34 protein-coding genes are annotated in these 23490 nt (G+C 65.0%); 6 read left to right on the top strand and 28 right to left on the bottom strand.

What is annotated here, in order from left to right:
• From CHB64_RS13625 to CHB64_RS13605, 4 genes are all read right to left on the bottom strand, one after another.
• Window positions 1-510, bottom strand: coding sequence for a Na+/H+ antiporter subunit E (locus CHB64_RS13625; RefSeq protein WP_089413174.1), 510 nt, complete (start codon window positions 508-510; stop codon window positions 1-3).
• A 439-nt stretch (window positions 511-949) separates the two neighbouring features.
• Window positions 950-1564 (bottom strand): hypothetical protein, encoded by a 615-nt coding sequence (locus tag CHB64_RS13615; protein WP_089413172.1) that lies wholly within the window; start codon window positions 1562-1564, stop codon window positions 950-952.
• The gene (locus CHB64_RS13610) at window positions 1561-2271 is read right to left on the bottom strand and encodes a ParA family protein (protein ID WP_089413250.1); all 711 of its coding nucleotides are present in this window, start codon (window positions 2269-2271) and stop codon (window positions 1561-1563) included. Before CHB64_RS13610 ends, CHB64_RS13615 begins: the two co-directional genes overlap by 4 nt.
• A gap of 398 nt (window positions 2272-2669) precedes the next feature.
• Entirely contained in the window at window positions 2670-3914 is a 1245-nt protein-coding gene (locus CHB64_RS13605; RefSeq protein WP_089413171.1) for a DUF2336 domain-containing protein, read from the bottom strand.
• A gap of 192 nt (window positions 3915-4106) precedes the next feature.
• Here CHB64_RS13605 and CHB64_RS13600 point away from each other — a divergent pair, with 192 nt between their 5' ends.
• Window positions 4107-4409: a hypothetical protein gene (locus tag CHB64_RS13600; RefSeq protein ID WP_089413170.1), complete on the top strand. Its 303-nt coding sequence runs from the start codon at window positions 4107-4109 to the stop codon at window positions 4407-4409.
• A 33-nt stretch (window positions 4410-4442) separates the two neighbouring features.
• Here CHB64_RS13600 and CHB64_RS13595 read toward each other — a convergent pair whose 3' ends face one another.
• From CHB64_RS13595 to CHB64_RS13575, 5 genes are all read right to left on the bottom strand, one after another.
• Complete coding sequence (locus CHB64_RS13595; protein WP_089413169.1) at window positions 4443-4907, bottom strand: DUF4396 domain-containing protein; 465 nt, start codon at window positions 4905-4907, stop codon at window positions 4443-4445.
• A gap of 64 nt (window positions 4908-4971) precedes the next feature.
• Complete coding sequence (locus CHB64_RS13590) at window positions 4972-5325, bottom strand: DUF2794 domain-containing protein (RefSeq protein WP_089413168.1); 354 nt, start codon at window positions 5323-5325, stop codon at window positions 4972-4974.
• A gap of 46 nt (window positions 5326-5371) precedes the next feature.
• A complete protein-coding gene (locus CHB64_RS13585) occupies window positions 5372-5635 on the bottom strand; it encodes a 2OG-Fe(II) oxygenase family protein (RefSeq protein ID WP_089413167.1) in 264 nt (87 codons plus the stop codon).
• Window positions 5636-5882: 247 nt separating this feature from the next.
• Complete coding sequence (locus tag CHB64_RS15145) at window positions 5883-6071, bottom strand: hypothetical protein (protein ID WP_143266026.1); 189 nt, start codon at window positions 6069-6071, stop codon at window positions 5883-5885.
• A gap of 332 nt (window positions 6072-6403) precedes the next feature.
• The gene (locus CHB64_RS13575) at window positions 6404-7501 is read right to left on the bottom strand and encodes an NADH:flavin oxidoreductase/NADH oxidase (protein ID WP_089413165.1); all 1098 of its coding nucleotides are present in this window, start codon (window positions 7499-7501) and stop codon (window positions 6404-6406) included.
• A 131-nt stretch (window positions 7502-7632) separates the two neighbouring features.
• On the opposite strand from CHB64_RS13575, the gene CHB64_RS13570 reads away from it, so the two are divergent.
• Entirely contained in the window at window positions 7633-7956 is a 324-nt protein-coding gene (locus CHB64_RS13570) for an ArsR/SmtB family transcription factor (RefSeq protein WP_089413164.1), read from the top strand.
• Here the strand turns inward: CHB64_RS13570 and CHB64_RS13565 are convergent.
• The 5 genes from CHB64_RS13565 to CHB64_RS13550 form a co-directional block, all read right to left on the bottom strand.
• A complete protein-coding gene (locus tag CHB64_RS13565) occupies window positions 7934-8353 on the bottom strand; it encodes an MAPEG family protein (protein WP_089413163.1) in 420 nt (139 codons plus the stop codon). The genes CHB64_RS13570 and CHB64_RS13565 overlap by 23 nt on opposite strands.
• A 75-nt stretch (window positions 8354-8428) precedes the next feature.
• Entirely contained in the window at window positions 8429-8857 is a 429-nt protein-coding gene (locus tag CHB64_RS13560) for a GFA family protein (RefSeq protein WP_159462509.1), read from the bottom strand.
• 136 nt (window positions 8858-8993) lie between these two features.
• Window positions 8994-9524 (bottom strand): dihydrofolate reductase family protein, encoded by a 531-nt coding sequence (locus CHB64_RS13555; RefSeq protein ID WP_089413161.1) that lies wholly within the window; start codon window positions 9522-9524, stop codon window positions 8994-8996.
• A gap of 53 nt (window positions 9525-9577) precedes the next feature.
• Complete coding sequence (locus CHB64_RS15140) at window positions 9578-9712, bottom strand: glutathione S-transferase N-terminal domain-containing protein (RefSeq protein WP_183233974.1); 135 nt, start codon at window positions 9710-9712, stop codon at window positions 9578-9580.
• Between the two features lie 16 nt (window positions 9713-9728).
• Window positions 9729-10274 carry a dihydrofolate reductase family protein gene (locus CHB64_RS13550; RefSeq protein ID WP_089413160.1) on the bottom strand — a complete coding sequence of 182 codons (546 nt, stop codon included), beginning with the start codon at window positions 10272-10274 and terminating at the stop codon, window positions 9729-9731.
• 107 nt (window positions 10275-10381) lie between these two features.
• Here CHB64_RS13550 and CHB64_RS13545 point away from each other — a divergent pair, with 107 nt between their 5' ends.
• The gene (locus tag CHB64_RS13545) at window positions 10382-10876 is read left to right on the top strand and encodes a winged helix-turn-helix transcriptional regulator (RefSeq protein ID WP_089413159.1); all 495 of its coding nucleotides are present in this window, start codon (window positions 10382-10384) and stop codon (window positions 10874-10876) included.
• A gap of 227 nt (window positions 10877-11103) precedes the next feature.
• Here CHB64_RS13545 and CHB64_RS13535 read toward each other — a convergent pair whose 3' ends face one another.
• The 10 genes from CHB64_RS13535 to CHB64_RS13485 form a co-directional block, all read right to left on the bottom strand.
• Entirely contained in the window at window positions 11104-11457 is a 354-nt protein-coding gene (locus CHB64_RS13535) for a DUF1428 domain-containing protein (protein ID WP_089413157.1), read from the bottom strand.
• 449 nt (window positions 11458-11906) lie between these two features.
• The gene (locus CHB64_RS13525) at window positions 11907-12680 is read right to left on the bottom strand and encodes a DUF899 domain-containing protein (protein ID WP_089413155.1); all 774 of its coding nucleotides are present in this window, start codon (window positions 12678-12680) and stop codon (window positions 11907-11909) included.
• Window positions 12681-12704: 24 nt separating this feature from the next.
• Entirely contained in the window at window positions 12705-13190 is a 486-nt protein-coding gene (locus tag CHB64_RS13520; RefSeq protein WP_089413154.1) for a GyrI-like domain-containing protein, read from the bottom strand.
• A gap of 48 nt (window positions 13191-13238) precedes the next feature.
• Complete coding sequence (locus tag CHB64_RS13515; RefSeq protein WP_089413153.1) at window positions 13239-13679, bottom strand: SRPBCC family protein; 441 nt, start codon at window positions 13677-13679, stop codon at window positions 13239-13241.
• Window positions 13680-13711: 32 nt separating this feature from the next.
• Entirely contained in the window at window positions 13712-14407 is a 696-nt protein-coding gene (locus tag CHB64_RS13510) for a YceI family protein (RefSeq protein ID WP_089413249.1), read from the bottom strand.
• Window positions 14408-14438: 31 nt separating this feature from the next.
• Window positions 14439-14936 (bottom strand): VOC family protein, encoded by a 498-nt coding sequence (locus CHB64_RS13505; protein ID WP_089413152.1) that lies wholly within the window; start codon window positions 14934-14936, stop codon window positions 14439-14441.
• A 14-nt stretch (window positions 14937-14950) separates the two neighbouring features.
• On the bottom strand, window positions 14951-15442 hold the full coding sequence (locus CHB64_RS13500) for an SRPBCC family protein (protein ID WP_089413151.1): 492 nt from the start codon (window positions 15440-15442) through the stop codon (window positions 14951-14953).
• Window positions 15443-15487: 45 nt separating this feature from the next.
• The gene (locus CHB64_RS13495) at window positions 15488-15919 is read right to left on the bottom strand and encodes a VOC family protein (RefSeq protein WP_089413150.1); all 432 of its coding nucleotides are present in this window, start codon (window positions 15917-15919) and stop codon (window positions 15488-15490) included.
• A gap of 85 nt (window positions 15920-16004) precedes the next feature.
• Window positions 16005-16370: a VOC family protein gene (locus CHB64_RS13490; RefSeq protein ID WP_089413149.1), complete on the bottom strand. Its 366-nt coding sequence runs from the start codon at window positions 16368-16370 to the stop codon at window positions 16005-16007.
• A gap of 54 nt (window positions 16371-16424) precedes the next feature.
• The gene (locus CHB64_RS13485; protein ID WP_089413148.1) at window positions 16425-16775 is read right to left on the bottom strand and encodes an ArsR/SmtB family transcription factor; all 351 of its coding nucleotides are present in this window, start codon (window positions 16773-16775) and stop codon (window positions 16425-16427) included.
• 183 nt (window positions 16776-16958) lie between these two features.
• Here CHB64_RS13485 and CHB64_RS13480 point away from each other — a divergent pair, with 183 nt between their 5' ends.
• Together CHB64_RS13480 and CHB64_RS13475 are read left to right on the top strand one after the other, a co-directional pair.
• The gene (locus tag CHB64_RS13480) at window positions 16959-17897 is read left to right on the top strand and encodes an AEC family transporter (RefSeq protein ID WP_089413147.1); all 939 of its coding nucleotides are present in this window, start codon (window positions 16959-16961) and stop codon (window positions 17895-17897) included.
• Between the two features lie 206 nt (window positions 17898-18103).
• Window positions 18104-18475 (top strand): response regulator, encoded by a 372-nt coding sequence (locus tag CHB64_RS13475; RefSeq protein WP_089413146.1) that lies wholly within the window; start codon window positions 18104-18106, stop codon window positions 18473-18475.
• A gap of 8 nt (window positions 18476-18483) precedes the next feature.
• Here the strand turns inward: CHB64_RS13475 and CHB64_RS13470 are convergent, their stop codons facing one another.
• Window positions 18484-18936: a nucleoside deaminase gene (locus CHB64_RS13470; protein WP_089413145.1), complete on the bottom strand. Its 453-nt coding sequence runs from the start codon at window positions 18934-18936 to the stop codon at window positions 18484-18486.
• Between the two features lie 180 nt (window positions 18937-19116).
• Here CHB64_RS13470 and upp point away from each other — a divergent pair, with 180 nt between their 5' ends.
• Window positions 19117-19746 carry a uracil phosphoribosyltransferase gene (upp, locus tag CHB64_RS13465; protein WP_089413144.1) on the top strand — a complete coding sequence of 210 codons (630 nt, stop codon included), beginning with the start codon at window positions 19117-19119 and terminating at the stop codon, window positions 19744-19746.
• Between the two features lie 10 nt (window positions 19747-19756).
• Here the strand turns inward: upp and CHB64_RS13460 are convergent, their stop codons facing one another.
• The 3 genes from CHB64_RS13460 to gyrB form a co-directional block, all read right to left on the bottom strand.
• Window positions 19757-20416 (bottom strand): RES family NAD+ phosphorylase, encoded by a 660-nt coding sequence (locus tag CHB64_RS13460; RefSeq protein ID WP_089413143.1) that lies wholly within the window; start codon window positions 20414-20416, stop codon window positions 19757-19759.
• Window positions 20417-20422: 6 nt separating this feature from the next.
• A complete protein-coding gene (locus CHB64_RS13455; RefSeq protein WP_089413142.1) occupies window positions 20423-20941 on the bottom strand; it encodes an MbcA/ParS/Xre antitoxin family protein in 519 nt (172 codons plus the stop codon).
• 136 nt (window positions 20942-21077) lie between these two features.
• Window positions 21078-23486, bottom strand: a complete 2409-nt coding sequence (gene gyrB / locus CHB64_RS13450) for a DNA topoisomerase (ATP-hydrolyzing) subunit B (RefSeq protein ID WP_089413141.1) — start codon at window positions 23484-23486, stop codon at window positions 21078-21080.
• Window positions 23487-23490 lie beyond the last annotated feature (4 nt).

Genomic DNA, 23490 nt, shown 5'->3' with positions numbered 1-23490 from the left:
TCATTGCGCGCCCTCCGCGACGACGGCGCGCCTCCCCGCGCCTTCCGCCTGCGCCACGCGCGCGCCAATGGCGGCGATGCCGGCTTCGTCGGCGAATTCGTCGGCGAGCGCATGCACGAGAATCCGGTCGGGCTCCAGGTCCACCGACACTGTGCCCGGGGTGAGCGTAATGGAGTTGGCGAATGTCGCCCGTCCGGCGTTGGTGCGCTGCGTCATGGGCACGCGGATCAGGCGGGGAGAAAGCTTCGGCTCAAGCGCGAGAGCGCGGCGCGCCACCGCCAGATTCGCTTTCGCGATCTCTCCGCCGAGCCACGCCCAATAGCCCAGGATGCGCGGGAACAGCCCGAACGGCGCGCCTTCCTCGTCGACCACGCCCGCGCGACGGGCGAGATACAGGCTCGTCGCGACCGATGCGACGCCGAAACCCAAAAGGAGCGGCTTGTCGAAATAGCCGGACAGCAGCAGCCAGATCGCCGCCAGCGTCAGGCCCAGAATGAATACGCGCCCCATCGGCCCCTGTTCCGTTCCCGGCCGTCCTTTCGCAGGACAGCGCCTGACAACGTGCGGGCCGTTCAACGCCGGCCCATCCTATCGAGATTGCCGCCTTCGGAGACGTCGAACGCCTCAGGGCCGGCCGCGAATCGGGGCCGGGCGGCTGAAGACGCCGCGCAATCTCGCAGATTTTTCGCGGAAATCAACGAAATGCGACTCGATTTCGCGCGCCGCGGTGCCGCACCTGCGGGCCGCATGCCCGCTGGAGCGCCATCGCCGCCTGATTTTCCGCATGACGCGGCGCGCAAATGCAGGAACGGGCCGCGAACGTTATCGGCAAGGCGCGGTCCGCTTTCGCGACGTTCTCGAACAGAACCGCAGGACGCCATAACGCATCGCGCGCGTCGAAGCGGCTTTCTCAACGCGGGGCCCCTTCCTCCCCGCCCAGCCCGCCGGCCTATTCCGCGGCCGGCTCGTCGCCCCTTGAAGCCACGCGCGCCTCGCTGCGGCTGGCGCAGATGTCGCCGGCCTCGCGCAGGCATTTGCAGTCGTCGAGGCGCTCGACGCCCTGCTCGTTGAGGTAGGCCTCGATGGCGTCGATGATGATGTCCTGGCTCGACCGTTCGAGCTCGGCGGAGGCGAGCTTGAGCCGCAGAAAATCATGTACGGACATTCTGAACGTCACCGCCGCCCGTTTCGGGCTCTTCGCGATCCTCTCGCGCGGGCAGTTCTCGGCGAAGCGCTTCGGCTCCTCGCTGCGCGCGTCAGCGGTCGCGAACGGCGCGGGGTGGGCATGGCCGGCCGGCGCGCGGGCGGCGGGCCGGTCGACAGGCGCGGCCTTGCGGTCGAGCGCGTGCGTCTCGCCAGGCGCCATCTGCCGCGCCGTCGAAGCGGCGACGCGCGCGTGGGCGAACGGCTCGAGCGCCGGCTCGGCCTCGCCCTTGCGGGCGAGCAGCGCCGCGGTCAGCGACGCGAACTTGCCTTCCTTGTCCTTGCCGGCGTCCGACTGCCTGGACTGGAAATCGTCATAGTCCGGAAGACCTTTCCGGCGGGAGTTGGATTCGTAGGTCATTGCGCCGCGCGCCTCCCGAACACACGCGGCTGGCCGCCGTTGATGGCGGCGAGCACCGGATCGGCCGGCTGGCGATAAGCGCCTTCGGCGCGCATCAGACGCTCATGCAGATACCGCCAGAGCGCGCTGATCTCTTGCGCCGAGCGGCATACAGGGTCGATCTCCATCACCGTGCGGCCGTCGATCATGGAGGCGGCGAAGTCGACGCGGTGATGGATCACCACCGGCGCGACGGTGCCGTGCTGGGACAGCGCGATCGCGGCTTCCTGCGTGATGCGCGCGCGCGGCGTGGCGGCGTTTACGACGAAGACGAGCTGCTTGCCGCGCGCCTCGACGATGTCGACGGTCGGCCCGACCGCCCGCATGTCGTGCGGGCTCGGCCGCGTCGGCGCGACGACGAGGTCGGCGAAGGAGACGACCTCCGAAATCGCGCGCGTGACCGCCGGCGGCGTGTCGACGACCACGAGCTTGAAGCCCTCGTCGCGCGCGCGGTCGAGATCCTGAAACAGGTTCGAGAACACCGACTGGATGAAAGCCGGCGCCGGATCCTGACGCACGTTCCACCACTTGGCGAGAGAGCCTTGCGGGTCGGTGTCGATCAGCGCGACCGGCCCCGCCCCTTGTCTTTGCGCTTCGACGGCGATATGGCCGGACAGGGTGGTCTTGCCCGATCCGCCCTTCTGCGAAGCGAATACGATGACACGCATCGACGCCAACATGCGTCCTCCGAACAAGTCTTCGGGCGTCCCCTCGGCCTGTCTGCCCGAGGCTTCGCGCCCCCGCCGGCAAGCTTTGGGCGAATTCTCTTAAATTCCCGACAGAACGGCCGCGGCATTTTTTCTAAAATGCGAGCGATCGATCGCCCGACCCGCCGGCCCGGAAAGAGCGAAAGAAGCGGCATGAAAAGAAACGCGCCGGAAGCCGCCTAAATACGCAAGGAAGCCGCCGACGCGATGATCATCATAGGGCGTACGTCTTAAAGCGCGTTTAAGGCGCTTGCCCGAACCGGGATGAGAGGCCGCGTCGCCATAGGCGGCGCATGCCGCGCCGACAGGATGCAGCGGGGGCGCCTGATTCGATCCGTATAAAGATGTAAGGCGCCGCCTCAGACGAAGGCGGCCTCGTCCGTCAGCTCAAGCCCCAAAAGACGGGTGATGCGCGCGATGCGGGGATTGCCTTCCCAGTCCCAGTAGCGAAGGATCGCGCGGGCGAAGTCCCGCGCCATCGAATCGAACACCGCCATCAGTTCTTCGGCGCGCGCCGGCGTGATGGCGCCTTCGATCGCCGGATCGTCGCCCTGCAGAAAGCCGAAAAAGGAATCGCGCGACACGCCTAGCGCCTTGCACATGACGGCGTAAGGCTCGCCGCCCGGATCGCGCAGAATGCGGCCCGCCAGCTCGCGCGAAACGCCCGCCACCATCGAGACCGCGTGGACCATTTCCTGCGCGGGATAGCGTCGGGCGGCGGCGAGCGTGTTCTTCACGATGTCCATGGAAACCGTCTCGCCGTCCACCCCGCGCGGCCGGTGCCGGCGTTCGAGCATGATCAGGATCTCTTTCACGAAGGGATCGGGATTTTCTGAACGGAACACGCGCGGGTAGAGATCGCGCACCGCGTCCTGAACCATCGAACGATCGAGCGTGAACCGCGACAGGATCCGCCGACGCCGCTCGGCGTCCACCCACCAGAACATGAGAAAACCATGCGCGGGTTCAAGCTCGCGACGGCGCAACAGCAGGGTCTGGAGCTCCTGGTCGGCGACGGAGCGGGCGACGAGAATGTCGATCGCCCCTGGCGACAGCATGAATTCCTCGCGCCGCAAAAGCAGCCTGGTGATTTCCGGTTCGTGAAACTCGACGAGAACGTCCGCCACCGCGGTGGTGAGGTCATGGCGCCGGGCGATCATTTCCCGGTGCGCCGTCTGGCCGCATCGGGCCGCCTCGATCAGCAGCGCCTGCGGCAGATTCTCTGCGCCTTGCAGGATTTCACGCGCCACGGCCGGTTCGTCGAGGAGCAGCATCCGGATCAAGGCCGGCGGGGTTTCCGGAACGCGCGCAAGGCGGCGCGCGATCTCGACGCGCAGCGCCTCTTCGACCTTGTCGACGATCTGCATCAGAATGTCGGCGGCGAGCGCGCGCTCGTTGCCCGAAACCCGCGCGGCCGGCAGCACCACGATGTCGCCCAGCTTGCGCGCCAATAGCGCCCGCGCGGAGGCGGCTTCGTGATCGATATCGGCTTTCGCCGAACGTTCCGGCCCCGAGGCCGCCGCGGCCGCCTCCTCCGGCGCGACGCTCGGCTCGAATTCATCCATGCCCGCACCGTGGAGCGGCGATATCTCGGTGCCCGCCATTCGACCTCGCGCAGCGTTCCGCCTGTCTCGGGCGCGCGGACTGGACGCGCGACCGCCTTTAAGAGCGTTGTAACCGCGACACCGTTAACGGGGGATTGCGCCGACGACGGGCTTTTTCCGAGACCTGCCGCAAGGCCTTTGCTAAGGTCGCCGGCGTCATCGCGCCTGTTTCGCCCTCAGGAGAGATCGCCCGTGACGGTGTTGCGCCTTTCCGCCCTTGTCGTTTTATTCGCCGCTCTCGGCGCCGGTTGCGCGTCGCAGGAGGCGCTTCGCCTTTCCCAGGAGCCGACCTGGCAGGTCGGCTATGGCGACGGCTGCGTGACGGCGACCGAGGAAGACAAGAGCTTTTCCACTAAGCGCGCGCGCGACGCTTATCTCTTCGACAATGATCGCGCCTATCGCGCCGGATGGCGGCAGGGTTATCTCCAGTGCGGCGGGCGCGCCTCGAACAGCGACGACGGCGGCCGGATCCTCGGTCAGCAGAACGAATATTGACCGGCCGGCCTGCGCCCAGGCGGCCCTGCGCGGTCAATGACATTTCTTTAGGCCGCGGCGCAGCAGCAGCCAGTTGACCGGCCAGGCGGCGAGGAATCCCGCCGGAACGGCCGCCAGAAGCCCATACCAGAAGGCTGGCGCAAAAACCGAACCCGCCTGCATGCCCCCGACGGCGTAGTCCACGGCGTTCATGGCGATCTCCATCACGCCGATGGAAACGGCCTCGCCGATCCAGATGAGCCGCAGGGCCTGAAGAAACCCGGTCTTCTCCCGCCGCATCACCGGCAATACGCCCAGGGCGAAGCCCGAGACGTAAGCAAGCCCCGTGGCCAGCGCGATCGTCGACCAGACGCCGAGCCCAACGGTCACGCCGATGGCGAGACCGGCCGTCTCGCCGATCACGCATCCCGTAAGACAGTGCAGGGTCGCTTGCGCGGCCGTGACCGCTTGGCCACCCCCGGCTTGGCGGGCATGATCGCGCTCGCAGGCGTCGCGCATGAAAGTCTCATTCCTTGCCGTGACTCGTCGCACATAATCGCGCGGGACAGGCGTTTCAATGCGGCTAATCGGCAAGCCGCAAACGCTTCCGGTCGAAGACGCGAAGCACCTGTGCGAGATCGTGGCCGCGCTTGAGGATCGCGCCGCTCATCGAAACCACCACCCATGCCCCCTGGCGGGCGGCGAGTTTCGGGCGTTTCTCGATCCGGTAAAGCGGCATCTCCGAGGCGCGGCGGAAGACGCTGAAGACCGCGGCGTCTCTGAGATGGTCGATGGCGTAGTCGCGCCATTCGCCCGCGGCGACGAACTGGCCGTAAATGGAGAAAATTTTCGACAGCTCGGCGCGCGAGAACACCGTCGCCCCCCCGCGCTGGGGCGCGCGCTGCGAGACGTTTTCGGACTCTCCCTGCGCAAGCATCGAACCTGATATTCCCGCTTCGCGCCGCCGGCTTCAACCCCCTGCTTCATAACGTTTCCGCCGCGCCGGGCGAGGCCGGGCCATCCGGCTGGACATACCCGGCGAAGGGCCGGGCGCGCAGCCACAGGCTCGCGATCCCTTTCCAGCCCCGCGTCACGGGCTCGCCCGCATGCCAGCCAGCCGGATCGGGACGCCCGTCGGCCAATACGTTCCGGAACACGAGCGCGTCACCGAGACGGCCTCGCCAGCGCGCGCCGGCGCGCGTGAAGCGCGTCGCCCCGCCTTCGAAACGGTCATGGATGAGCGCCAAACAGAGCGCCGCCCGCTGGCCGGCCGCAGCGAGTTCGCGAGCGGTGGGCGCATTCGTTTTCGGACTGAAAAATCCGCATGCGGCCTGTATTCCTCGCCGGGGCGATAGACGATGACGTTCAGGCGCTCCGCGCGCGCCCAGCCGAGTCCTGCAAGATGCGCCATACGCCGCTCGACGGCGTGCAATACGAGAGCCTGTTCATCGAAATCCAGGGTGGCGCTGAGAGCGCGGCGCACCGGATCCTGCTTCAGCCCGCCGCCGCCTTGTCGACAGGCCCGCCGAGTCCGCGGGCGAGACATACGGCGTAACCATAGGCGGCTTCAGGATGACCGCGCCGCGACGCTTCCGCGAGCAACGGCCGACCCTCGCCATGGCGCAAGGCGCGGTGATGGACGAGAGCCTTCTCACACAGCGCCTGAACGTCGCGCGCAGTCATGACGTTCGGCCTAGCAGTCGAAGACCAGGACACGCTAGCGCATCGCCTGCGCTTCAGAAATCCCGTCGGCGCCGGGCCGACGCAATCGCGCCCGGAAATGGCCGCAATTGAACCCGGCTGGCGCCGCAATCGACGGTCAGATTGACAGCGTCGGACAGACGCGGCGGGACCGGACTTCCGGTTTTTCATCGCCCCCAGCCCCCGGGAACCACGGCCCAAGGCGTTCTGTCCGACTTCTCTCCCCTACGGAGGATTGTCCCCTTATCCCCCGTCGAAACGCGCCGCCCTCTCGCCCGAGGGCGGCGCTATTCGCGCGCCGGCGCGCGTCCGGCTCAAGCCGCCCTGTAGCGGTCGAGCCAGTGCGCATACGGCGCCGGCAGGGTCCAGGCGGGCCGTTCTTTGTGCAAGACCCGCGCGGCCACATAAGGCCAGTGAGGGTTCTCCAGCAGCGCCCGGCCCAGCATCACGAGATCGACCGCGCCGTCTCGCACTAGGGCGTCGGCCTGCGCCGGATCGCTGATGAACCATGATATCGCAGTCGGGAGGTCGGCCTCGCGGCGCACGCGCGCGGCGATCGGCGCAAGCATCGCCGCCCCCCAGGGAATGCGCGCCTCAGGTGCGGTGAAGCCCATGCTGACGTCGATGAGATCAAGGCCGAGCTCCTTCAGCCGTCGAATAAGCTCGATCGACTCGGCGAGCGTTTCCTCGTCGCGCCCGTCGAACTCGATGACGCCGAACCGCGCCGTAAGCGGAAGATTCTCCGGCCAGACTTCGCGCACCGCAGCGAAGGTGTCGACGAGAAAGCGAATGCGGTTTTCGAAACTTCCTCCATACTCGTCGGTTCGACGATTGGCGTGAACGGAGAAAAAGCTCTGCGCGAGATAGCCGTGCGCGAAATGCAACTCCAGCCATTCGAACCCTGCCTCGAGAGCGCGCCGGGCGGCGGCGGCGAAATCGCTCTGCACGCGGCGGATATCGTCTATCGTCATCTCGCGCGGAATTCGATGAAGCCCGCCGCCCTGCGCGACAGGCGAGGGCGCGATCGGCGTCCAGCCGCGCGGGTCGCCTTCGGGAATATGGTCGTCGCCTTCCCACGGGCGGTTGGCGCTCGCTTTGCGGCCCGCATGAGCGACCTGAAGGCCGGGAACAGCGCCGGCGGCCTTGATGGCGCGCACGGCTGGCGCGAACGCCTCGGCCTGAGCGTCGGACCATATCCCCGCGCAGCCGGGCGTGATTCGCCCTTCCGGCGAAACCGCCGTCGCCTCGGCGATCACGAGGCCCGACCCGCCGCGGGCGAGCCCGGCCAGATGCGCGTAATGCCACTCGTTGATGACGCCTTCTTCGGCCGAATACTGGCACATAGGCGAGACAACGATGCGGTTCCTGAGCGCGACATCCTTCAGCCTGAACGAATCGAACAACGTCGTCATGAAGCCTCTCCTGGGACTGCGGCGCAGCCGGCGGACCGTCTGCCGACCGGCTAATGATCCGGTAAGATTTTCTATTGTTCGATAAATTTCGAACTAGCGAAAGATAGGCGGCCTGTGCTAAACGTCAAGCCATGCGGCCACTCAAACATCCTGATCCAGAGGATATCGAGCTCACGGGCGTCCTTCACGCGCTGAGCGATCCCATGCGGCTTGACGTGGTGCGCCGGCTCGCGCACGGCGGGCCGGCGACATGCGCTGAACTTGACGGCGGACGGCCGAAGTCGAGCATGTCGCATCATTTCCGGGTGCTGCGCGAAGCGGGCGTGGTCCGCACGCGCGCCGAAGGCCCGAGCCATATCAACGAGCTGCGGCGTGCGGAGCTAGACAGGCTGTTTCCAGGCCTGCTCGCCGCCGTACTCGGCGAGACGGCGCCTACAAGGCGAAAACGGTCCTGATCGCAAGAGCGCCGAGCGCCAACGTGCTCAGCACGAAGATCGAAAAGCGCACGACGACGATGTTGACCGTGCACTGCACGAGCGAATGAACCGCGCGCAGCGCCACATAGGCCCAGGCGAGACCAATATTGACGGGATCCGTCGCGCCGGCGAGATGCGCGGCGATCGCGGCCGCGTAGAAGATCGTCGGCTGCTCCATCAGATGATTGTAATTATCCGCAATCTGACCGACCTTCAGCGGCAGCCTGTCTTTCAGAGAACCTGCCGCGGCGACCGTTTGCGGCGCGATCTTCGCCTTTTGCATCGCGGGGATGCGCGTGGCGTACATCCACAGCCATATGACGAGCGACCAGAGAACGAGCGCCAGAACCGGCGCGATCATGCCGTGCGCGTACATGAAACTCCCCTCCCTGATGGTTTCAGGCGGGAAGCCTGCCTTGCGTCGGCGGGCGAGCGCAAGCGCGCGGCGCGGCTATTGCCGCAACGCATCCTCGACTCCGACGATCGGTTCGAGCCAGCGATGGCGGGTCTCGGTCCAGTAAAATCGGGAGGGGCGCATGAAATCAGGCTCGGCGAAACAACCCGCCGCCACCGCGATCATGCCGGGAACGGCGTCGAGCCGGGCGTAAACCGCCACGCCGCAAACAGGACAGAAATGGCTTTCGTGACGGCCGCCCGAATGGCCGGTGCGCCGCCAGGCCCGGCTGTCGCCGGCGACGGCGAGCACCTGCTCGTCGGGAAAAAACGCCGAATAGGTAAAAGCCGATCCCGACCGACGCTGGCAGGCCAGGCAGCTGCAGGCGTGAATGAGGACGGGCGCGCCTGAAACCGTCACCTGCAGCGCGCCGCAAGGACAGGCCGCAACCCGCGTCGATCCCTCGCCGGGTTCCTTTTCGCTCACGGGCTTCTCCCTGGTGAAAAGCGACGCTTTACCGCGACGGGGGCAGCCCGAGCAACGGCGCCTAGCCTGCGATAGCAACTCGGTTCGAATCTCCGGCGCCGCCCCCCAAGGCAGGCTGACGCGTCAGAGCGGTCGATCAGGCAGGAACGTAGGTCAACCTGATCACGTCCTCGCCGATCGGATCGCTGGCCACGAGGCGGAGCGGCGGCCTGGGGCTGGCGAAGAATGGCTTGCCGCGGCCAAGCACGACGGGGTGGAAGTAGAGTCGATACTCATCGATCAGGCCAAGATCGGTCAGGCTTCGCGCCAGGTCCGGTCCGCCGACTGCAATCTCGCCTGCGAGCTCAACCTTCAATTTGCGTATCACCGCCTCGATGTCATCCGCGACGAGCGCGGCGTTGGGGCCGGCCGACTTCAACGTGCGCGATGCGACCCATTTCGGCTGACTCCGCCACGCCGCCGCGAACTCGCGTTCCTCCGCACTCCATTCGCCACGGTCTTCGTCCCAATAACGCATAATCTCGTACATGCGGCGGCCGTACACGCTGCCGGTCAGGCCGCGCACGTGTTCTATCCAGTGACGAAAGAGCGCGGGACCTGGCGCGAATTCTTCGTGGTCGACATAGCCGTCCAAAGACACGTTCATTCCGAAGACGAGCTTCGCCATGCTGCAAAATCTCCATCAAAGGTTCGTCAGACCGCTCGTCTCATGGCGCAACATCAGAAAACAGCCGCATCGGTCTCGTCCATAAGATCGACGACCCGCGGCGTGAAAGGAACATCGCCTTCATAAAAAGCGATCAGCGCCTTCCAGCAGTATGGTGAAAGCGGATGATAATAGAGCGTAAGGGGCATCGGATTCTCCCAGGGGTCAGGGTCGAGGCGCGTAACGCAGGAGCGCAACGTCGGTTGAAAGCGTGCGCACTTCGAGCAGAACGAACTTCGTTTTTTCCGCGCCCGGCTTGAACAGCGGCGTTCCGCCGCCGAGCAGAAGCGGCGCGACGCCGATGCGGATCTCGTCGAACAGCGGCAGGATCTGCGCCGAAAGATCGGCGCTGCCGAACACGAACAGGTCCTTTCCCGGCTCCTGCTTGAGCCTAGCGGCCTCCGCCGCCGGCGCGCCCTTGAGCAAGGTCGTGTTGCTCCACGCCGCCTTCTCCAGCTTCCGTGAGAATACGTATTTCGGCAGCGCGTTCATGTAGTCAGCCACTTCGCTTTTCGGCGCGTCAGGCCAGTAGCCCGCCATCAGCTCATAAGTGACGCGCCCGAACAAGAGGGCGCCGATATCAGCGCCCTGCTCGATCGACCAGGCTTCGAGCTCCGGCTCCCAGATCTCCTCGCGCCAGGAGATGTGCCGGTCCGGACCTTCGAGATAGCCGTCGAGCGACGCGATATTCCACATGACGAGCCGGCGCATGGTCGGTCCTTTCCGGGGTCGGAATCCAACTGATTGCATATTGCAATCAGTTGCGCTTTTATCCGAACCAATTTCAAATTGCAATCGGTTTATGAAAGGACGCGCATGTGGTCGAAACGCGGCGATCAGGCTGCCCGATCAACCTGACGCTCGAGGTGCTGGGCGACAAATGGAGCCTGATCGTCATCCGCGACATGATGTTCGGCGGGCGGCGGCGTTTCCGCGAGCTCCTCACGCAGTCGGAGGAGGGGATCGCCTCGAACATTCTCGCCGACCGGCTGAAATCGCTCATGGCGGCGGGGATCATCGCCAAAGCGGGCGATCCGAGCCACAAGCAGAAGGCGATCTATTCGTTGACGGAGAAAGGAATCGACTTGTTGCCGGTCCTCGCCCAGATGGGCGCATGGGGGCGGAAATATCTGCCCGTCACGGAAGAGCTTGCGATCCGCGCGGAGCTTCTCGAAAGGGGCGGGCCGATGCTGTGGGCGCGGCTGATGGACGAATTGCGCAGCGTCCATCTCGGCGCGCCGAAACCGCGCGGGCCGTCCGGCTTCGCGCGGCTTCAGAAAGCTTACGAGGAAGTCGTTGCGAGGAAGCGCTGACCGGCTTCACTCTTTCGCAAAGCGAAGGCCGCGCGCCGCGAGCGCGGTTTTGAGCGCAGCCATCGCCTTGGGGCCCATTCCGTGCAGGCGCGCGACATCCCTTCCCTTCGCTTTTGAAAGCTTATCAAGCGACGTCAGCCCCGCCGAAACAAGGGCGCGACGCGCCGGCGCCGCCAGCTTCGGCAGGTCGCCAGCGGACGAAACTTCAGCGTCGCGCGTCATCAGCCTCACATCTCGACGATGGGCTTGAACCCGCCCCAGAACATCCGCATGCCATCGAAGGGCATGGACTTGGGGTCCATCTTCAGACGCGGGTCCTCCATCACCTTCTTCATCACCTCGTCGCGGTGCTCGCGCGACCTGTAGACCACATAGGAAAAGACGACCGTCTCCCCTTCATCGCGCTTCACGGCGCGATAGAAATCGGTGACTTTTCCTTCCGGCACGTCGTCGGCGACCGCCTCGACATAAGCGAGCGCGCCGTGGTCCATCCAGACCTTGCCGGCCGTTTCGGCCATCTGCCTGTAGGCGTCGAGATTCTTCTCAGGCACCGGCAGGATAAATCCGTCTACGTATGTCATGAGCCTTTCCTTTCCAAAGCTTGCAAGATTAAGCGGGATCATGAACGCTTAGCAATCGCTCGCAGGCGCGAGCCGCTTTGAGCCGGCTTTCGGGCTCGGACGGGCGCCGCCCCTGGACAGTCCGACCAGAGCCACCGGGATTTTGTCGAAGCCCCGCGCGCTCCTCCGCTATGGCGCAACTTTTCGTTCATCGTCCATCCTCCGATGGCGCGGGGCCGCTTCCGCGACACAACGCGCTCATTAAGAAAGCCTCGAAACGCGCTTTTTCTTCCGTTTGCAGACGGAACGCATGATGCGCGAGCATCGCCAACGCTAGCGCGGCGCAGGCAACCAACGCGGCCGCGAGAAGGGCGAGCCCCTTCGCGCGCGCCCACAACGCAGCGCTGGCGGCGATCAGAACGCCCAGCGCGCAGCACAACATCACCCGCCTCCTCTCGCCCGATCATGTCTCATCGATGAACCGCGCAGGCGCAGCCCGGCGCGTGATAGCGCCCGTTCGCCTCGACCATGCCTCCCTCGCCGTACCTGTCGCGCGGACGCACCCAGTCGGCGAGCGTCCTGTAAGGGCCAGGCTCGTTGCGGCCCTTTGGAGTCAAATCGAGCACGTTATACGCGCCTAAAAGCTCTTCCGCGCCGCGGCCGAAGGTCGAATAGGTATGAAAAATCTCGCCGGCCTCGCTCCTGTAGAAGACGCTGTTTCCAGACATGTCTTCGAGCACGCGATCCGTATAGCGATAATTGTAAAAGGCGCGGCTTTTTGCGATTTCCTCCGGCATGAAGGAGACGTTGAAGTCGTAGTTGAACGTGTTGCGAAAAGACGAAACCCAGCGCACGCGCCAGCCCATTCGCTTGCGGACGGCCTCGATTTCCTCGATCGGCGCGCGCGCGACGACCACATAGGAGACATCGTGATTGCTGAGATGAACAAGCATCGGCTCTGCGTGATCGACCTCGAAGGAGCAGCCGACGCACTGGCCGGCTTGACCGGGACCCATCATGAAATGTTTGATGAAAAGCTGACTGCGCCCTTCGAAGAGATCGGCGAGCGCGACTTCGCCTTCCGGACCGTCGAAGACATATTCTTTCTCGACCTTGACCCACGGCAGGCGCATGCGCTCGGCGCGCAGCTGATCCTTAAGCCGGGTCCATTCCTTTTCTTTCGCCAGCAGGACGCGGCGCGCTTCGAGCCATTCTTCGCGGGAGACGACGGGATGAGCGGACATGAGGTCCTCCGTTCAGGGAGCGATTCAGAATTTCAGGGGAAGCAGGATGTCGACGCCGCCCTCGCCCGTTTTGTGGTCGAAGCGCGCGCCGTAGCGCTCGATGAGCCAGACGCCCTCCAGCCCCTGGCCGGCGAAGAGCGGCGCCCAGTCGCGATGAATGCGGTCCAATGTGTCGGCGAGCCAGGCGACGTTGCCCGCGTGATGGAAAACCGCGCAGCGGGCCGGCTCCGCGGCGAAGCAATCGAACGTCCCTGGCGGGCGCGCGTCGGCGGCGACCTCCACCGCGGTCAGATAATCGAAGCCGTCTTCGCGCCCCGCATCCAGCGCGATCCCGTAAACGGTTTCGCCGATCTGCCCCGGCACGGCACCGATATGGAACGCGAAATCGCGCCATTGACGCGGAATCGCGTCGCGCCCGGCGAAGGAATAAGCCCTTTTTATGCCGACGAACCGCATGGATCGGCCGGGTTCGTAGGAAGGAGCCAGAGTCGAGGCGTCGTGTACGAACATTCAACTCTCCATGCCGTCGTTTCGCGGCGATACCGACGAAACCGGCGTTTACGCGAACAGGCGTTCGAGATTGTCCAGGGCCTCGCCCCAGCCGATGCGGTGATTGTCGCGGACTTCCTCGTCGAAGAACTTCTCGTGATGAAGCGTCAACAGCGTCCTTTCGCCCTCGGCGCGGAACAAAAGCGTGACCTGCGATTCGCGCTCGGGCATGGTGATCCACGCCCAGGTGAAGACGAGCTTTTCCTCCGGGATGACGTCGAGATAAGTTCCGCTGACGTCATGAGTCTCGCCGTCCGGCGTGCGAAACGCCACCCGATAGCGCCCGCCGATGCGCACGTCCGCCTCTGCGCGCAAGGTCACGGCGTCTTTCGTCCCCCACCAGCGCATCATATGCTCCGGCTGCGTCCAAGCGGCGTAGACGAGCCGCACGGGAGCATCGAAGCGGCGCTGAAGGGTGAGGCTGGGGCGGGCGTCCTTGTCGACGGTCATGGCGTCTCCTTCCGCACTTCCAATGACGACTATTATCGATTGTTATTCCGCTGCGGCGCAGGCGCGCCCTTCCAGGCCGGTCCGGTAAACTCGGCTTCGATCAGCACTTCGACCGCATCGCCGACGCCCATATTGAACGGCGGCTCGGGAAGACCGATAGTCATGCCGTACTCGGAGCGTTTCAGAACCGCGCGCGCCGAAAAGCCGATGCGAGCGTTGGGGTCATAAGGGTGGCCTGCATAACCGCCGTTGAAGCGCGCTTCGAGCGTCAGAGGCCGCGTGACGCCCCGAAACGTAAAATCGCCTTCGATGCGCGCCGTATCGGGACCGGAGACGACCACGCGTTTCGACTGGAAGCGCATCTCGGGATGCCCTGCGGCGTCGAGCCATTCCGGCCCGAGCAACGTATCGCGAAACCCTTCCGGCGGGTTTTCGAGCCCGAGCGAGTCGGTTCGCACGACGGCGTCGAGCCGCGCCCGGGACGGTTCGGCCGGATCGAGCGACAAGACTGCGTCGAAGTCGGAGAACCGGCCGACATAGTACGAGAAGCCGAGATGGTCGACGCGAAAGATCAGGCTCGCGTGATATTTGTCGAGACGATAGGTCCCGGCCGGTAGCGGGTCGGCCGAGGCCGCAGGAACGCTCGCGGCCTCCTCGCCGGCGGCCGGCGCAAGAGCCGCGCAGGCGGCCAGCAGGCCGACCAAACACAGAAAGGGCGATCGCGTCATCATTCTCTCCTTGTCGGCCTGCACGGAACGCTCACCGTCCTTCGAACGCTCGCTCCAGCCCGGCGATGTCGAATTTCTTCATTTGCATGAACGCTTTGGTCACGCGGGCGACCTTTTGCGCATCGGAATCGGACAGCATCTTCAACAGAACGACCGGCACGACCTGCCAGGAAAGGCCGAACCTGTCCTTCAACCAACCGCAGGGGCCTTCCTCGCCGCCGTCGGAGAGCTTGCGCCAGAAGGCGTCGACCTCCTCCTGGCTTTCGCAGAAAATCTGGAACGAGATCGCTTCGTCGAACTTGAATTGCGGCCCGCCGTTGAGCGCCACGAATTTCTGACCTTCGAGTTCAAACTCCACGGTCATCACCTCGCCGGCCTTCTTGCCGTGAATTTCGAAGCCTTCCGCTCCGTAACGTGTGACGGCCAAGATTTTCGAGTTGTCGAAGACGGAGACGTAGAATCGCGCCGCGTCTTCCGCCTGCGTATCAAACCACAGGCACGGCGCGATCTTCTGCTTCCCGAGCGGCATGGCGTTTCCTTTCGTCACTTTGTTGCTACGATGGTTTTGGCGAGCGCCGCGAGCTGGTCGGCGCATTGGCCCCAGCCTTCGTGAAAGCCCATTTTCTCATGCGCTTCGCAATCCTCCGCCGTCCAGTGGCGGGCGCGCGCGACATATCTCGTCTTGCTCCCGCCGATATCTTCGAAAGCGACGATGCCGGTGAAGAAAGGTTTTTCCGCAGGCGTCCATTTTTCGGTATAAGCGTCGGTGAAAACGATCCGCTCATTTGGGACGATTTCGAGATAGACGCCGCGGCAGGGATGCTCGCCGCCGTCCGGGCTCTTCATCACGATAAGGCTCGCGCCGCCAGGGCGCGCGTCGAGTTCCGCCTTCGCGACGGTCCAGGGCTTTGGCGCGAACCATTGCTTTAGAAGGTCCGCCTCAGTCCACGCCCGGAACAACGCTTCGCGCGGCGCGTCGATGATGCGTTCGAGCACGAGCTCGCGCGCGCTTTGATATGAGGCTTCGGCTGTCATTCCATGTTTCCTTTTCTGAAAGTCCCAGAGCGTGATCCGAAAGCCTTACGCGCCTTCTTTCTGGCAGCTCGCCATCCAGGCGATTCCGAAGCGATCGACGCACATGCCGAAACGCTTCGCCCAGAAAGTCTCGCCGAGCGGCATGGTGGTCGTTCCGCCGTCCGCGAGCGCGTTGAACACGCGCTCGGTCTGATCTTCATCGTCAAGCGTGATCGCGACGCTGAAACCTTGGGGCTTTAGGAAGTGCGGCGGCGGCGCGTCAGAGGCCATGAGGAGCTCATCCCCGATCGTAAGGCATGCGTGCATCACCTTGCCGCGCCATTCCGGCGGCAACGGCGTATCCGGGCAGCCTTCGCCGGCTCCTTCAGGCGCGTCGGCGTAGGTCATGATCTCCAGCTTCCCGCCGAGATGCTTCGCGTAATAGCGCATCGCCTCGGCGCAGTTTCCGTCGAAAAAAAGATAGGCGGCGAGCTTCATGTCATTCTCCTTCGGGACGGACCTGTCTCATCCGGCGCGCCCGCCCCGCAGCGACGCCGTCATTCGTTGTTTATCCGTATACGCTCTACTTCTTGATCTTGAGCTGATGCAGCAGAATGGAGTTTCCTTCCGAATTCACGCACACGGCCATTCTGCACACGGGACTGTGGATGACGTCGGATTTGAACTCGACGCTCCTGTTCTTGAGATCCTCCATCGGCCGGTCGAGACCCTCGACCTCGAAGGCGATGGCGCCGCCGGCGCCCGGCGCGTCGTCGATGAAACTGGTGACGGCGAAGCATCCCCCGCCCGGAAGGTCGTATCCCGCCCGCCAGTTGTCGCGCTGATTGCCGCTCGACCCTGGCGCAAGTCCGAAAATCTTCTCATAAAACGCGCGCGCGCGAACGACGTCCTTGACAGGGCGCATGGTGAAAGCCGCTTTCTCAAACATGGCGCTCTCCCTTTCCAGCCCGCGCGAGCGGCGGCGGCTTGCGTTTCCGCCCTGTCATTTCTTCCGTACAGAGCTATTTTCCTCCCGCTGGAGGTTTTTGAGATAGGCGTCGAGGCGGTCGAAGCTCGCTTCCCAGAAGCGGCGGTAGCGCTCGAGCCAGTCGTCGATTTCCCTGAGCGGGGCCGTCTCCAGCCGGCATGGGCGCCATTGCGCCTGACGGCCGCGTTCGATGAGGCCGGCGCGCTCCAGCACCTTCAGATGCTTCGAGACCGCGGGCATCGACATCTCGAACGGCTCGGCGAGCTCCGACACTGTCGCCTCGCCCGCCGTCAGGCGCGCCAGGATGGCGCGCCGGGTCGGGTCGGCCAGGGCGGCGAAGGTGGTCGAAAGACGGTCGTTCGGCATAACCGATGAACCAATTCGTTAAATAACTTTTTGGTTAAATATCGCCGGAGACAGCCGCAGTCAACCGCCGCCGGCGAAATTTTTCGATCGCGCCGGCTGGCGCCGCGCGCTTGACCGCGCGCCTCCGCCCCCGCAAGAGAGCGCCAGCCGCCCGCCGCCGTTCTTTTCCCGACGCCTGATCCCATGCCGGCCGTACTGACCATCGCCCTGCCCGTTTTCGCCGTGATCGCGGCCGGCCTGCTCGCCGGCCGGCTGAAAGTCGCCGACGCCGACGACGCGGCTGCGCTCAACCGTTTCGTCTTCCGCTTCGCCATGCCAGCGGCGCTGTTCGGGCTGATGGCCGGCGCGAGCGGCCTTCGGCGCGAGGACGCCCTGCTAGCGATCGCTTATGGCGGACCGGCGCTCGCCGTCATGGCCGGCGCCTATGTCGTCGGCAAGCGGATGTTCTCGCTGACCAGAGCGGAGGCCGGCGCGCACGCCTTCGCTTCGACGGTCGGCAACGCCGTTTTTCTCGGTTTGCCCATCGCTCTCGCCATCGAGGGCTGGGCGCGGCCCTTCGTGATCCTCATGCTGGTCGAGGGCATTCTCGTCATCGGGGTCGGCGCCGCGTTGATGACCGCGCCGGAGGACGGCCAGGGCGCGCGCGGCCTTGCGGCTTTTCGCAGCTTTTTGCTCCGCCCCCTGAAAACGCCCATCGTCGCCGCCGCACTCGCCGGATTCGTCTTCTCTACCGCAGGCTTCAGCCTGCCGGGGCCGGCGCAGTCGTTCTTTGACATTCTCGGACGCGCGGCGGGGCCGACGGCGCTTTTCTCGCTCGGCCTCTTTCTCGGGGTTCATCCGCTCGCCTCCTTTAGGAAGGCGGCTGCGAATGTCGCGGCCGTCGCCGTCTTCAAGATGGGCCTCCTGCCGCTCGCCGTTTTCGCCGCGGCGCGCGCCCTCGGCGTCGTCGATCCGCGTTATGTCGCTTCTCTCGCGCTGTTCGCCGTCACGCCCACCGCCGTCGGCGCCTATGTGATGGCCAGTCAATTCGGCCGCTACACGGCGCAGACCGTCGCCGCGATCGCGGTCACCACGGCGCTGTCCGTGCTGACGATTTCAAGCGTGCTCGTGCTGTTCGCATGAGCGGCCGTTCCGGGAGGAGAATCCGCCGCGCATGCGTTTACGCGGCGTTCGAATTTCTGAAAGAAAGATTTCGGACGACGCGCGCTTTGCACCGCCTCGCGTGAACGCCCGTTAAATCGGCTAAATAAAAAGTCATCCGCAGGTTGACGATTTGACAACCACTTAGGGTTAATTTGAGCCGCGTCAGTTTGCTGAGGGCCAGACCCATGACCCGGGTGCTTGTCGTCGATGATCTTGAAGTGAACGTTCTTCTGCTGAAAGCGAAGCTTTCGGCGGCGAACTACAGCGTGCTCTGCGCCGAATCGGGCGCGCGCGCGATCGAAACGGCGCGCACAGAACACCCCGACATAATCCTTCTCGACGTGATGATGCCGGGCATGGACGGCTATCAGGCGTGCAAGATCCTGAAGGATACGCCGGAAACGTCCGGCATCCCGGTCGTGATGGTCACCGCGCTTGACGGCGAGGCCGATCGCGAGGCGGGGCTGCGCGCCGGCGCCGACGGCTATGTCACCAAGCCGGTCAACGACAAGGTTCTCTTCCGTCAAATCGAGGAGCTGACGCAGGCGGCCGCCTGACGCGCGCCTCATTCCATGATGTCTTCGTTCCACAGCGCCGGATTGTCGGCGATGAATCGCGCCATCAGGGCGATCGACTCCGGATGCGGAAGGTCGATCACTTCCACGCCGTTATCACGCAGGAACTGTTCGTTGCCGCCGAAATTCTTCGTATCGTTGACGACGACGCGCGGGATCTTGAACTGAACGATCGCACCGGCGCACATCATGCAGGGCGAAAGCGTCGTGTAGAGCGTCGTGGCGCGATAACTCCGCTGGCGGCCCGCTTTTCTGAGCGCGTCCATCTCGCCGTGGGCGATCGGATCGCCGAGCTGGACGCGCTGGTTATGACCGCAGGCGAGGACTTTCTCCCCCCGCGCGAGCACGGCTCCGATGGGCAGGCCTCCTTCAGCGTAGCTTTTCTTCGCCTGCTCGAAGGCGAGCGCGGCGAAACGCCTGTCAAGTTCTTCGCAAGTCGGCATCGAAGATCTCCCCTTGTCGGCTGCTGCGGACGGGACCGGCGCGCGGGAACGCTCAGAGTCCGGAAGAGCCTGCGTTCTTGACGCGCGGGGCCGGCGCGACCGAGAATGCCGCGCCAATTCCTGCGGCGCAATCGGCCTCATGCGAAGCGGGCCCGTCCCGCTTAACTATCACGGAACGCCATGTCAGCTTCTCTTACGGTCGTCGATCATCCGCTGGTCCGCCACAAGGTCGCGCTTCTGCGGGATCGGGCGGCGGCGCCTGCGACGTTTCGCCGGACCATGCGCGAACTGGGCGCGCTCTTGCTCTATGAAGCGACGCGCCCGCTGCCTCTCGCCGAAACCGACATCGAAACGCCGCTCGAGCGCGGACGGTTTCCGACGCTCGCCGAAGTTCCCTGTTTCGTGTCGATCCTGCGCGCGGGCAACGGGCTGATCGACGGCATGCTCGACATGCTTCCGGACGCCTCTGTCGGCCATATCGGCCTTTACCGCGACCATGAGACGCTCGAGGCGATCGAGTATTATTTCCGGATTCCCGATGACATCGCCCGCCGCCCCGTCCTTGTCGCCGATCCGATGCTCGCCACCGGCCATTCAGCGGCGGCGGCGCTGTCGCGCCTCAAACAGGCCGGCGCGCGGCGGATCAGCTTCGTCTGCGTCCTCGCCGCGCCGGAAGGCGCGCGTCGCCTCGCCGAGACCCATCCGGACGTTCCCGTCATCGCCGCCGCGCTCGACCGCGGGCTCAACGACAAAGGGTATATCCTGCCCGGCCTCGGCGACGCCGGCGACCGGACCTACGGGACGTTGTAATCGCCGCCGCTCATGAAAGACGACGCGCGACGACCTTGCCCGCCACAGGCGCGATGATGTCGAAAGTCGAGGCGACCGCCACGTCGAGAACGTTGCGCGGATCGAACGCGACGGCGTTCGTCCCGCCCTTGAGCCGCACGCTGGGATAGATCAAGCCCGCGACGCCTTGCGCGCGCCTTTTCTCGCCATAGGCCTGGCTCGCCGTCCAATTCGCCGGGTCGAGCACGTCGGCGCGCGCGCGCGCCTTGCCGCGCAGGTCTTCATAATCGCCTTCAAGGCGCGCGGCGTATGCGCGAAAATGCGCGCGCATTTCCGCCCAGCCGGCGTTGACGGCTTCCCGGCGCAGGCCGCTCGCGACCTCCGCAATGGCCGTGCGCTCGTCGAAGGAGCAGTACCAAGCGTGCAGATCGCCCGATGTGAACCGCCCTCCGCCTGGCGGAGCATGCAGGAAGCTCGCCATTACGACGCTGGCGTTCGCACGGCCATACACCCAGCGCTCGCGCGGCAGGCGCATCAGCCTTTCGCGCACCAGCCGGTCGTTGGTCCAGCCTTCGAGCGCCATCACCGCTTCGAGATCGTCCGTAGACGCAACATGTTCGAAGGTCTGAACGGGCGGGTAGCGCGTGGGAATGAGTCTGACAGGCCGGACAACAGGATCGATGCGCGCCATCTTCGTTCAGACGATCACGATATCGTCTTCGTCGAGCGACGAGAGCTCGAACGCGCCGCCTGCCGACGGGCTTCCCGTTCCCCCGCGCCAGCCGTCGAGGAAGCGGCGCAACAACAGGATTCCCTCCTGCGTGCCGTTCGCAAGCAGGTCGAGCGGCCGTTGCCCGCCGAAAAGCGGGCCGGCGTTTTCCGCGTACAGCCATTTTTTCGCCGTCGCACGATCAGGAAACAGGATCGCGAGCGCCTTGTAGACGCCGAACACCGCCGAAAGGCGCAACAGCGCATCCAGACCGAGCGAAAAGCCTGCGCCGCGCGCCGCTTTTTCCCGCCAGGCGTAATAGGTGGACCGGCCCGGCATTCCCAGCACGCGCAGGCGCTGGGCCTCGTCGAGTCCCCATTCCTCAGCGATGTTGAGAAATGTGCGGAAGGCCGGCCCGCTGAGCCGCCGGCGGGTCTGCGCATCCGCCCCTGCTGGGTCGAGCGGCGCGGGCGGGGCCGCCGCTGTCCTCGTCCTGGGCCGGGCCATGAAGGACCCTCCTTTCGAAGGGAATATAGGCCGCGCCAAGGCGAAAGTCTATATATGGACTGTAAATCCTGACCAGGACGCCCACGGCGAGAGTCAAGGCCTTGATATATTAAAGACGCCTTTCCCGACGCCGCGATCAGACATCCAGCGCCGCCGAGAGCGCGTTCTCCTGGATAAATTCCCGGCGCGGCTCGACGACGTCGCCCATCAGGCGCGTGAAGATGTCGTCGGCCTCGTCGGCCTCCTTGATCTTCACCTGCAGGAGAACGCGCGCGTGCTCGTCGAGCGTCGTCTCCCAGAGCTGGTCGGGATTCATCTCGCCGAGACCCTTGTAGCGCTGCACGGAGATGCCTTTCTCGCCGGCCGCGCGGACGGCTCTGAGAAGACCTTCCGGGCCCGTCAGAATCTCCCGCTGGTCCTTGCGCGTCCAGCTCGCCGGGCGGGCGAAGATCTCCCTGAGCGGCTCCATCTGTTGCTGGGCGCGGCGAGCGTCTGCCGAGACGAGCAGCTCGCGCGGCAGGTGATGGCGCTCGGCGACGCCGCGCAATTCGCGCTCAAAGACATAGCCGCCCTCCCCGTCGGGCGCGCCTTTCCAGCCGCGCTCGTACTCCTCCGCGATCATGTCGAGGCGCGCGGCGATGTCATTCGCGATCGTTTCGGCTCCCTCGGCCGGCGCCTCCGCAAGAGCGCCGGCGAGCGCGGTCTGAATGATGACGTCGCGCGAGAAGCGCGCCGGGAATTCGTTGACGGCGTCAAGCGCCTTGCGCGCCTTGGCGACGATATCGGCGAGATCGGCGCCGACGATCGTCTCGCCGCCGTCGAGCACCAGGGCTGCGTCGACGATGCCCTCTGCATAAAGATAATCTTCGAGCGCCCTGTCATTCAGCAGATACTGTTCCGACTTGCCGCGACTGATCTTATAGAGAGGCGGCTGGGCGATGTAGAGATGCCCGCGGCGGATGAGCTCTGGCATCTGGCGAAAGAAGAAAGTCAGCAGCAGCGTGCGGATATGGGCGCCGTCGACGTCGGCGTCGGTCATGATGATGATCTTGTGATAGCGCAGCTTGTCGGGATTGAAGTCGTCGCGCCCGACGCCCGCCCCGAGGGCGGTGATGAGCGTGCCGATTTCCTGACTCGACAGCATCTTGTCGAAGCGCGCGCGCTCGACATTCAGAATCTTGCCGCGCAGGGGCAGCACGGCCTGGTTTTCGCGGTTGCGCGCCTGCTTGGCCGAGCCGCCGGCCGAATCCCCTTCGACGATGAAAAGCTCCGCTTTCGCCGGGTCTTTCTCCTGACAGTCGGCGAGCTTGCCCGGCAGCGAGGCGACGTCGAGCGCAGACTTGCGCCGCGTGAGCTCGCGCGCCTTGCGGGCGGCCTCGCGGGCGGCCGCCGCCTCGACGATTTTATGCACGATACGGCGCGCCTCGGACGGATTCTCCTCGAACCAGGCGCCCAGCTTGTCCGCCACGACGCCCTCGACCACGGGGCGGACCTCGGAGGAGACGAGCTTGTCTTTCGTCTGTGAGCTGAATTTCGGATCGGGAACCTTTACCGAGACGATGGCGGTCAGTCCCTCGCGGGCGTCGTCGCCGGTGAGCGTCACCTTCTCCTTCTTGGCGATGCCAGAGCCCTCGGCGTAATTGTTGACGATCCGCGTGAGGGCCGCGCGAAAGCCGGCGAGGTGCGTCCCGCCGTCTTTCTGCGGAATGTTGTTGGTGAAACAAAGCACCTTTTCGTGATAGCCGTCGTTCCACCACATGGCGATGTCGACCGTCACGCCGTCGCGCTCGGAACGGAAGGCGATCGGCTGGGAGACGAGCGGCGTCTTGGAGGCGTCGAGAAAGCGGATGAACGCCTCAAGCCCACCCTCGTAGTGCATCACCTCCTCGCGCACCTCCACATGGCGCGCGTCGCGCAGCGTGATGGTGACTCCTGAATTGAGGAAGGCCAGCTCGCGCAGGCGATGTTCAAGCGTGGCGAAATCGAACTGGACGTTCGTGAAGATCTTGTCCGACGGCAGGAATGAAACTTCCGTGCCCGTCCGATCCGCCGGCCCCACGACGGCGAGCGGCGCGTCGGGAACGCCCATGCGGAAGCGCATGAAGTGCTCCTTGCCGCCGCGCCAGATGCGCAGATCGAGCCATTCGGAAAGCGCGTTCACCACGGAGACCCCGACGCCGTGCAGCCCGCCCGAGACCTTGTAGGAGTTCTGATCGAACTTCCCGCCCGCATGAAGTTGGGTCATGATGACCTCGGCCGCCGACACGCCCTCGCTGGGATGGATGTCGGTCGGTATGCCGCGCCCGTCGTCGCGCACGGTGACGGAGCCGTCCTCGTTGAGAGTCACTTCAACCACGGAGGCGAAACCGGCCAGCGCCTCATCGACGGCGTTGTCGACCACTTCGTAGACCATGTGGTGCAGGCCCGAACCGTCGTCGGTGTCGCCGATATACATGCCCGGCCGCTTGCGCACCGCGTCGAGGCCTTTGAGCACCTTGATGGAGCTTGCGCCGTATTCGTCTTTCGGCGCGGCGTTGTTCGCCATTGTC

This window comes from Amphiplicatus metriothermophilus (assembly GCF_900199215.1).
In the GTDB taxonomy this organism is placed as follows: domain Bacteria; phylum Pseudomonadota; class Alphaproteobacteria; order Caulobacterales; family Parvularculaceae; genus Amphiplicatus; species Amphiplicatus metriothermophilus.
This window is presented reverse-complemented; position numbering and strand designations above follow the sequence as displayed.

Excerpts from the sequence above, each read along its gene's own strand:
- CHB64_RS13625 (WP_089413174.1), bottom strand. The coding sequence starts at position 510 with ATGGGGCGCGTATTCATTCTGGGCCTGACGCTGGCGGCGATCTGGCTG.
- CHB64_RS13615 (WP_089413172.1), bottom strand. The coding sequence starts at position 1,564 with ATGACCTACGAATCCAACTCCCGCCGGAAAGGTCTTCCGGACTATGAC.
- CHB64_RS13610 (WP_089413250.1), bottom strand. The coding sequence starts at position 2,271 with ATGCGTGTCATCGTATTCGCTTCGCAGAAGGGCGGATCGGGCAAGACC.
- CHB64_RS13605 (WP_089413171.1), bottom strand. The coding sequence starts at position 3,914 with ATGGCGGGCACCGAGATATCGCCGCTCCACGGTGCGGGCATGGATGAA.
- CHB64_RS13595 (WP_089413169.1), bottom strand. The coding sequence starts at position 4,907 with ATGCGCGACGCCTGCGAGCGCGATCATGCCCGCCAAGCCGGGGGTGGC.
- CHB64_RS13590 (WP_089413168.1), bottom strand. The coding sequence starts at position 5,325 with ATGCTTGCGCAGGGAGAGTCCGAAAACGTCTCGCAGCGCGCGCCCCAG.
- CHB64_RS15145 (WP_143266026.1), bottom strand. The coding sequence starts at position 6,071 with ATGACTGCGCGCGACGTTCAGGCGCTGTGTGAGAAGGCTCTCGTCCAT.
- CHB64_RS13575 (WP_089413165.1), bottom strand. The coding sequence starts at position 7,501 with ATGACGACGTTGTTCGATTCGTTCAGGCTGAAGGATGTCGCGCTCAGG.
- CHB64_RS13570 (WP_089413164.1), top strand. The coding sequence starts at position 7,633 with ATGCGGCCACTCAAACATCCTGATCCAGAGGATATCGAGCTCACGGGC.
- CHB64_RS13565 (WP_089413163.1), bottom strand. The coding sequence starts at position 8,353 with ATGTACGCGCACGGCATGATCGCGCCGGTTCTGGCGCTCGTTCTCTGG.
- CHB64_RS13555 (WP_089413161.1), bottom strand. The coding sequence starts at position 9,524 with ATGGCGAAGCTCGTCTTCGGAATGAACGTGTCTTTGGACGGCTATGTC.
- CHB64_RS15140 (WP_183233974.1), bottom strand. The coding sequence starts at position 9,712 with ATGCCCCTTACGCTCTATTATCATCCGCTTTCACCATACTGCTGGAAG.
- CHB64_RS13550 (WP_089413160.1), bottom strand. The coding sequence starts at position 10,274 with ATGCGCCGGCTCGTCATGTGGAATATCGCGTCGCTCGACGGCTATCTC.
- CHB64_RS13535 (WP_089413157.1), bottom strand. The coding sequence starts at position 11,457 with ATGACATACGTAGACGGATTTATCCTGCCGGTGCCTGAGAAGAATCTC.
- CHB64_RS13525 (WP_089413155.1), bottom strand. The coding sequence starts at position 12,680 with ATGTCCGCTCATCCCGTCGTCTCCCGCGAAGAATGGCTCGAAGCGCGC.
- CHB64_RS13520 (WP_089413154.1), bottom strand. The coding sequence starts at position 13,190 with ATGTTCGTACACGACGCCTCGACTCTGGCTCCTTCCTACGAACCCGGC.
- CHB64_RS13515 (WP_089413153.1), bottom strand. The coding sequence starts at position 13,679 with ATGACCGTCGACAAGGACGCCCGCCCCAGCCTCACCCTTCAGCGCCGC.
- CHB64_RS13510 (WP_089413249.1), bottom strand. The coding sequence starts at position 14,407 with ATGACGCGATCGCCCTTTCTGTGTTTGGTCGGCCTGCTGGCCGCCTGC.
- CHB64_RS13505 (WP_089413152.1), bottom strand. The coding sequence starts at position 14,936 with ATGCCGCTCGGGAAGCAGAAGATCGCGCCGTGCCTGTGGTTTGATACG.
- CHB64_RS13500 (WP_089413151.1), bottom strand. The coding sequence starts at position 15,442 with ATGACAGCCGAAGCCTCATATCAAAGCGCGCGCGAGCTCGTGCTCGAA.
- CHB64_RS13495 (WP_089413150.1), bottom strand. The coding sequence starts at position 15,919 with ATGAAGCTCGCCGCCTATCTTTTTTTCGACGGAAACTGCGCCGAGGCG.
- CHB64_RS13490 (WP_089413149.1), bottom strand. The coding sequence starts at position 16,370 with ATGTTTGAGAAAGCGGCTTTCACCATGCGCCCTGTCAAGGACGTCGTT.
- CHB64_RS13485 (WP_089413148.1), bottom strand. The coding sequence starts at position 16,775 with ATGCCGAACGACCGTCTTTCGACCACCTTCGCCGCCCTGGCCGACCCG.
- CHB64_RS13480 (WP_089413147.1), top strand. The coding sequence starts at position 16,959 with ATGCCGGCCGTACTGACCATCGCCCTGCCCGTTTTCGCCGTGATCGCG.
- CHB64_RS13475 (WP_089413146.1), top strand. The coding sequence starts at position 18,104 with ATGACCCGGGTGCTTGTCGTCGATGATCTTGAAGTGAACGTTCTTCTG.
- CHB64_RS13470 (WP_089413145.1), bottom strand. The coding sequence starts at position 18,936 with ATGCCGACTTGCGAAGAACTTGACAGGCGTTTCGCCGCGCTCGCCTTC.
- upp (WP_089413144.1), top strand. The coding sequence starts at position 19,117 with ATGTCAGCTTCTCTTACGGTCGTCGATCATCCGCTGGTCCGCCACAAG.
- CHB64_RS13460 (WP_089413143.1), bottom strand. The coding sequence starts at position 20,416 with ATGGCGCGCATCGATCCTGTTGTCCGGCCTGTCAGACTCATTCCCACG.
- CHB64_RS13455 (WP_089413142.1), bottom strand. The coding sequence starts at position 20,941 with ATGGCCCGGCCCAGGACGAGGACAGCGGCGGCCCCGCCCGCGCCGCTC.
- gyrB (WP_089413141.1), bottom strand. The coding sequence starts at position 23,486 with ATGGCGAACAACGCCGCGCCGAAAGACGAATACGGCGCAAGCTCCATC.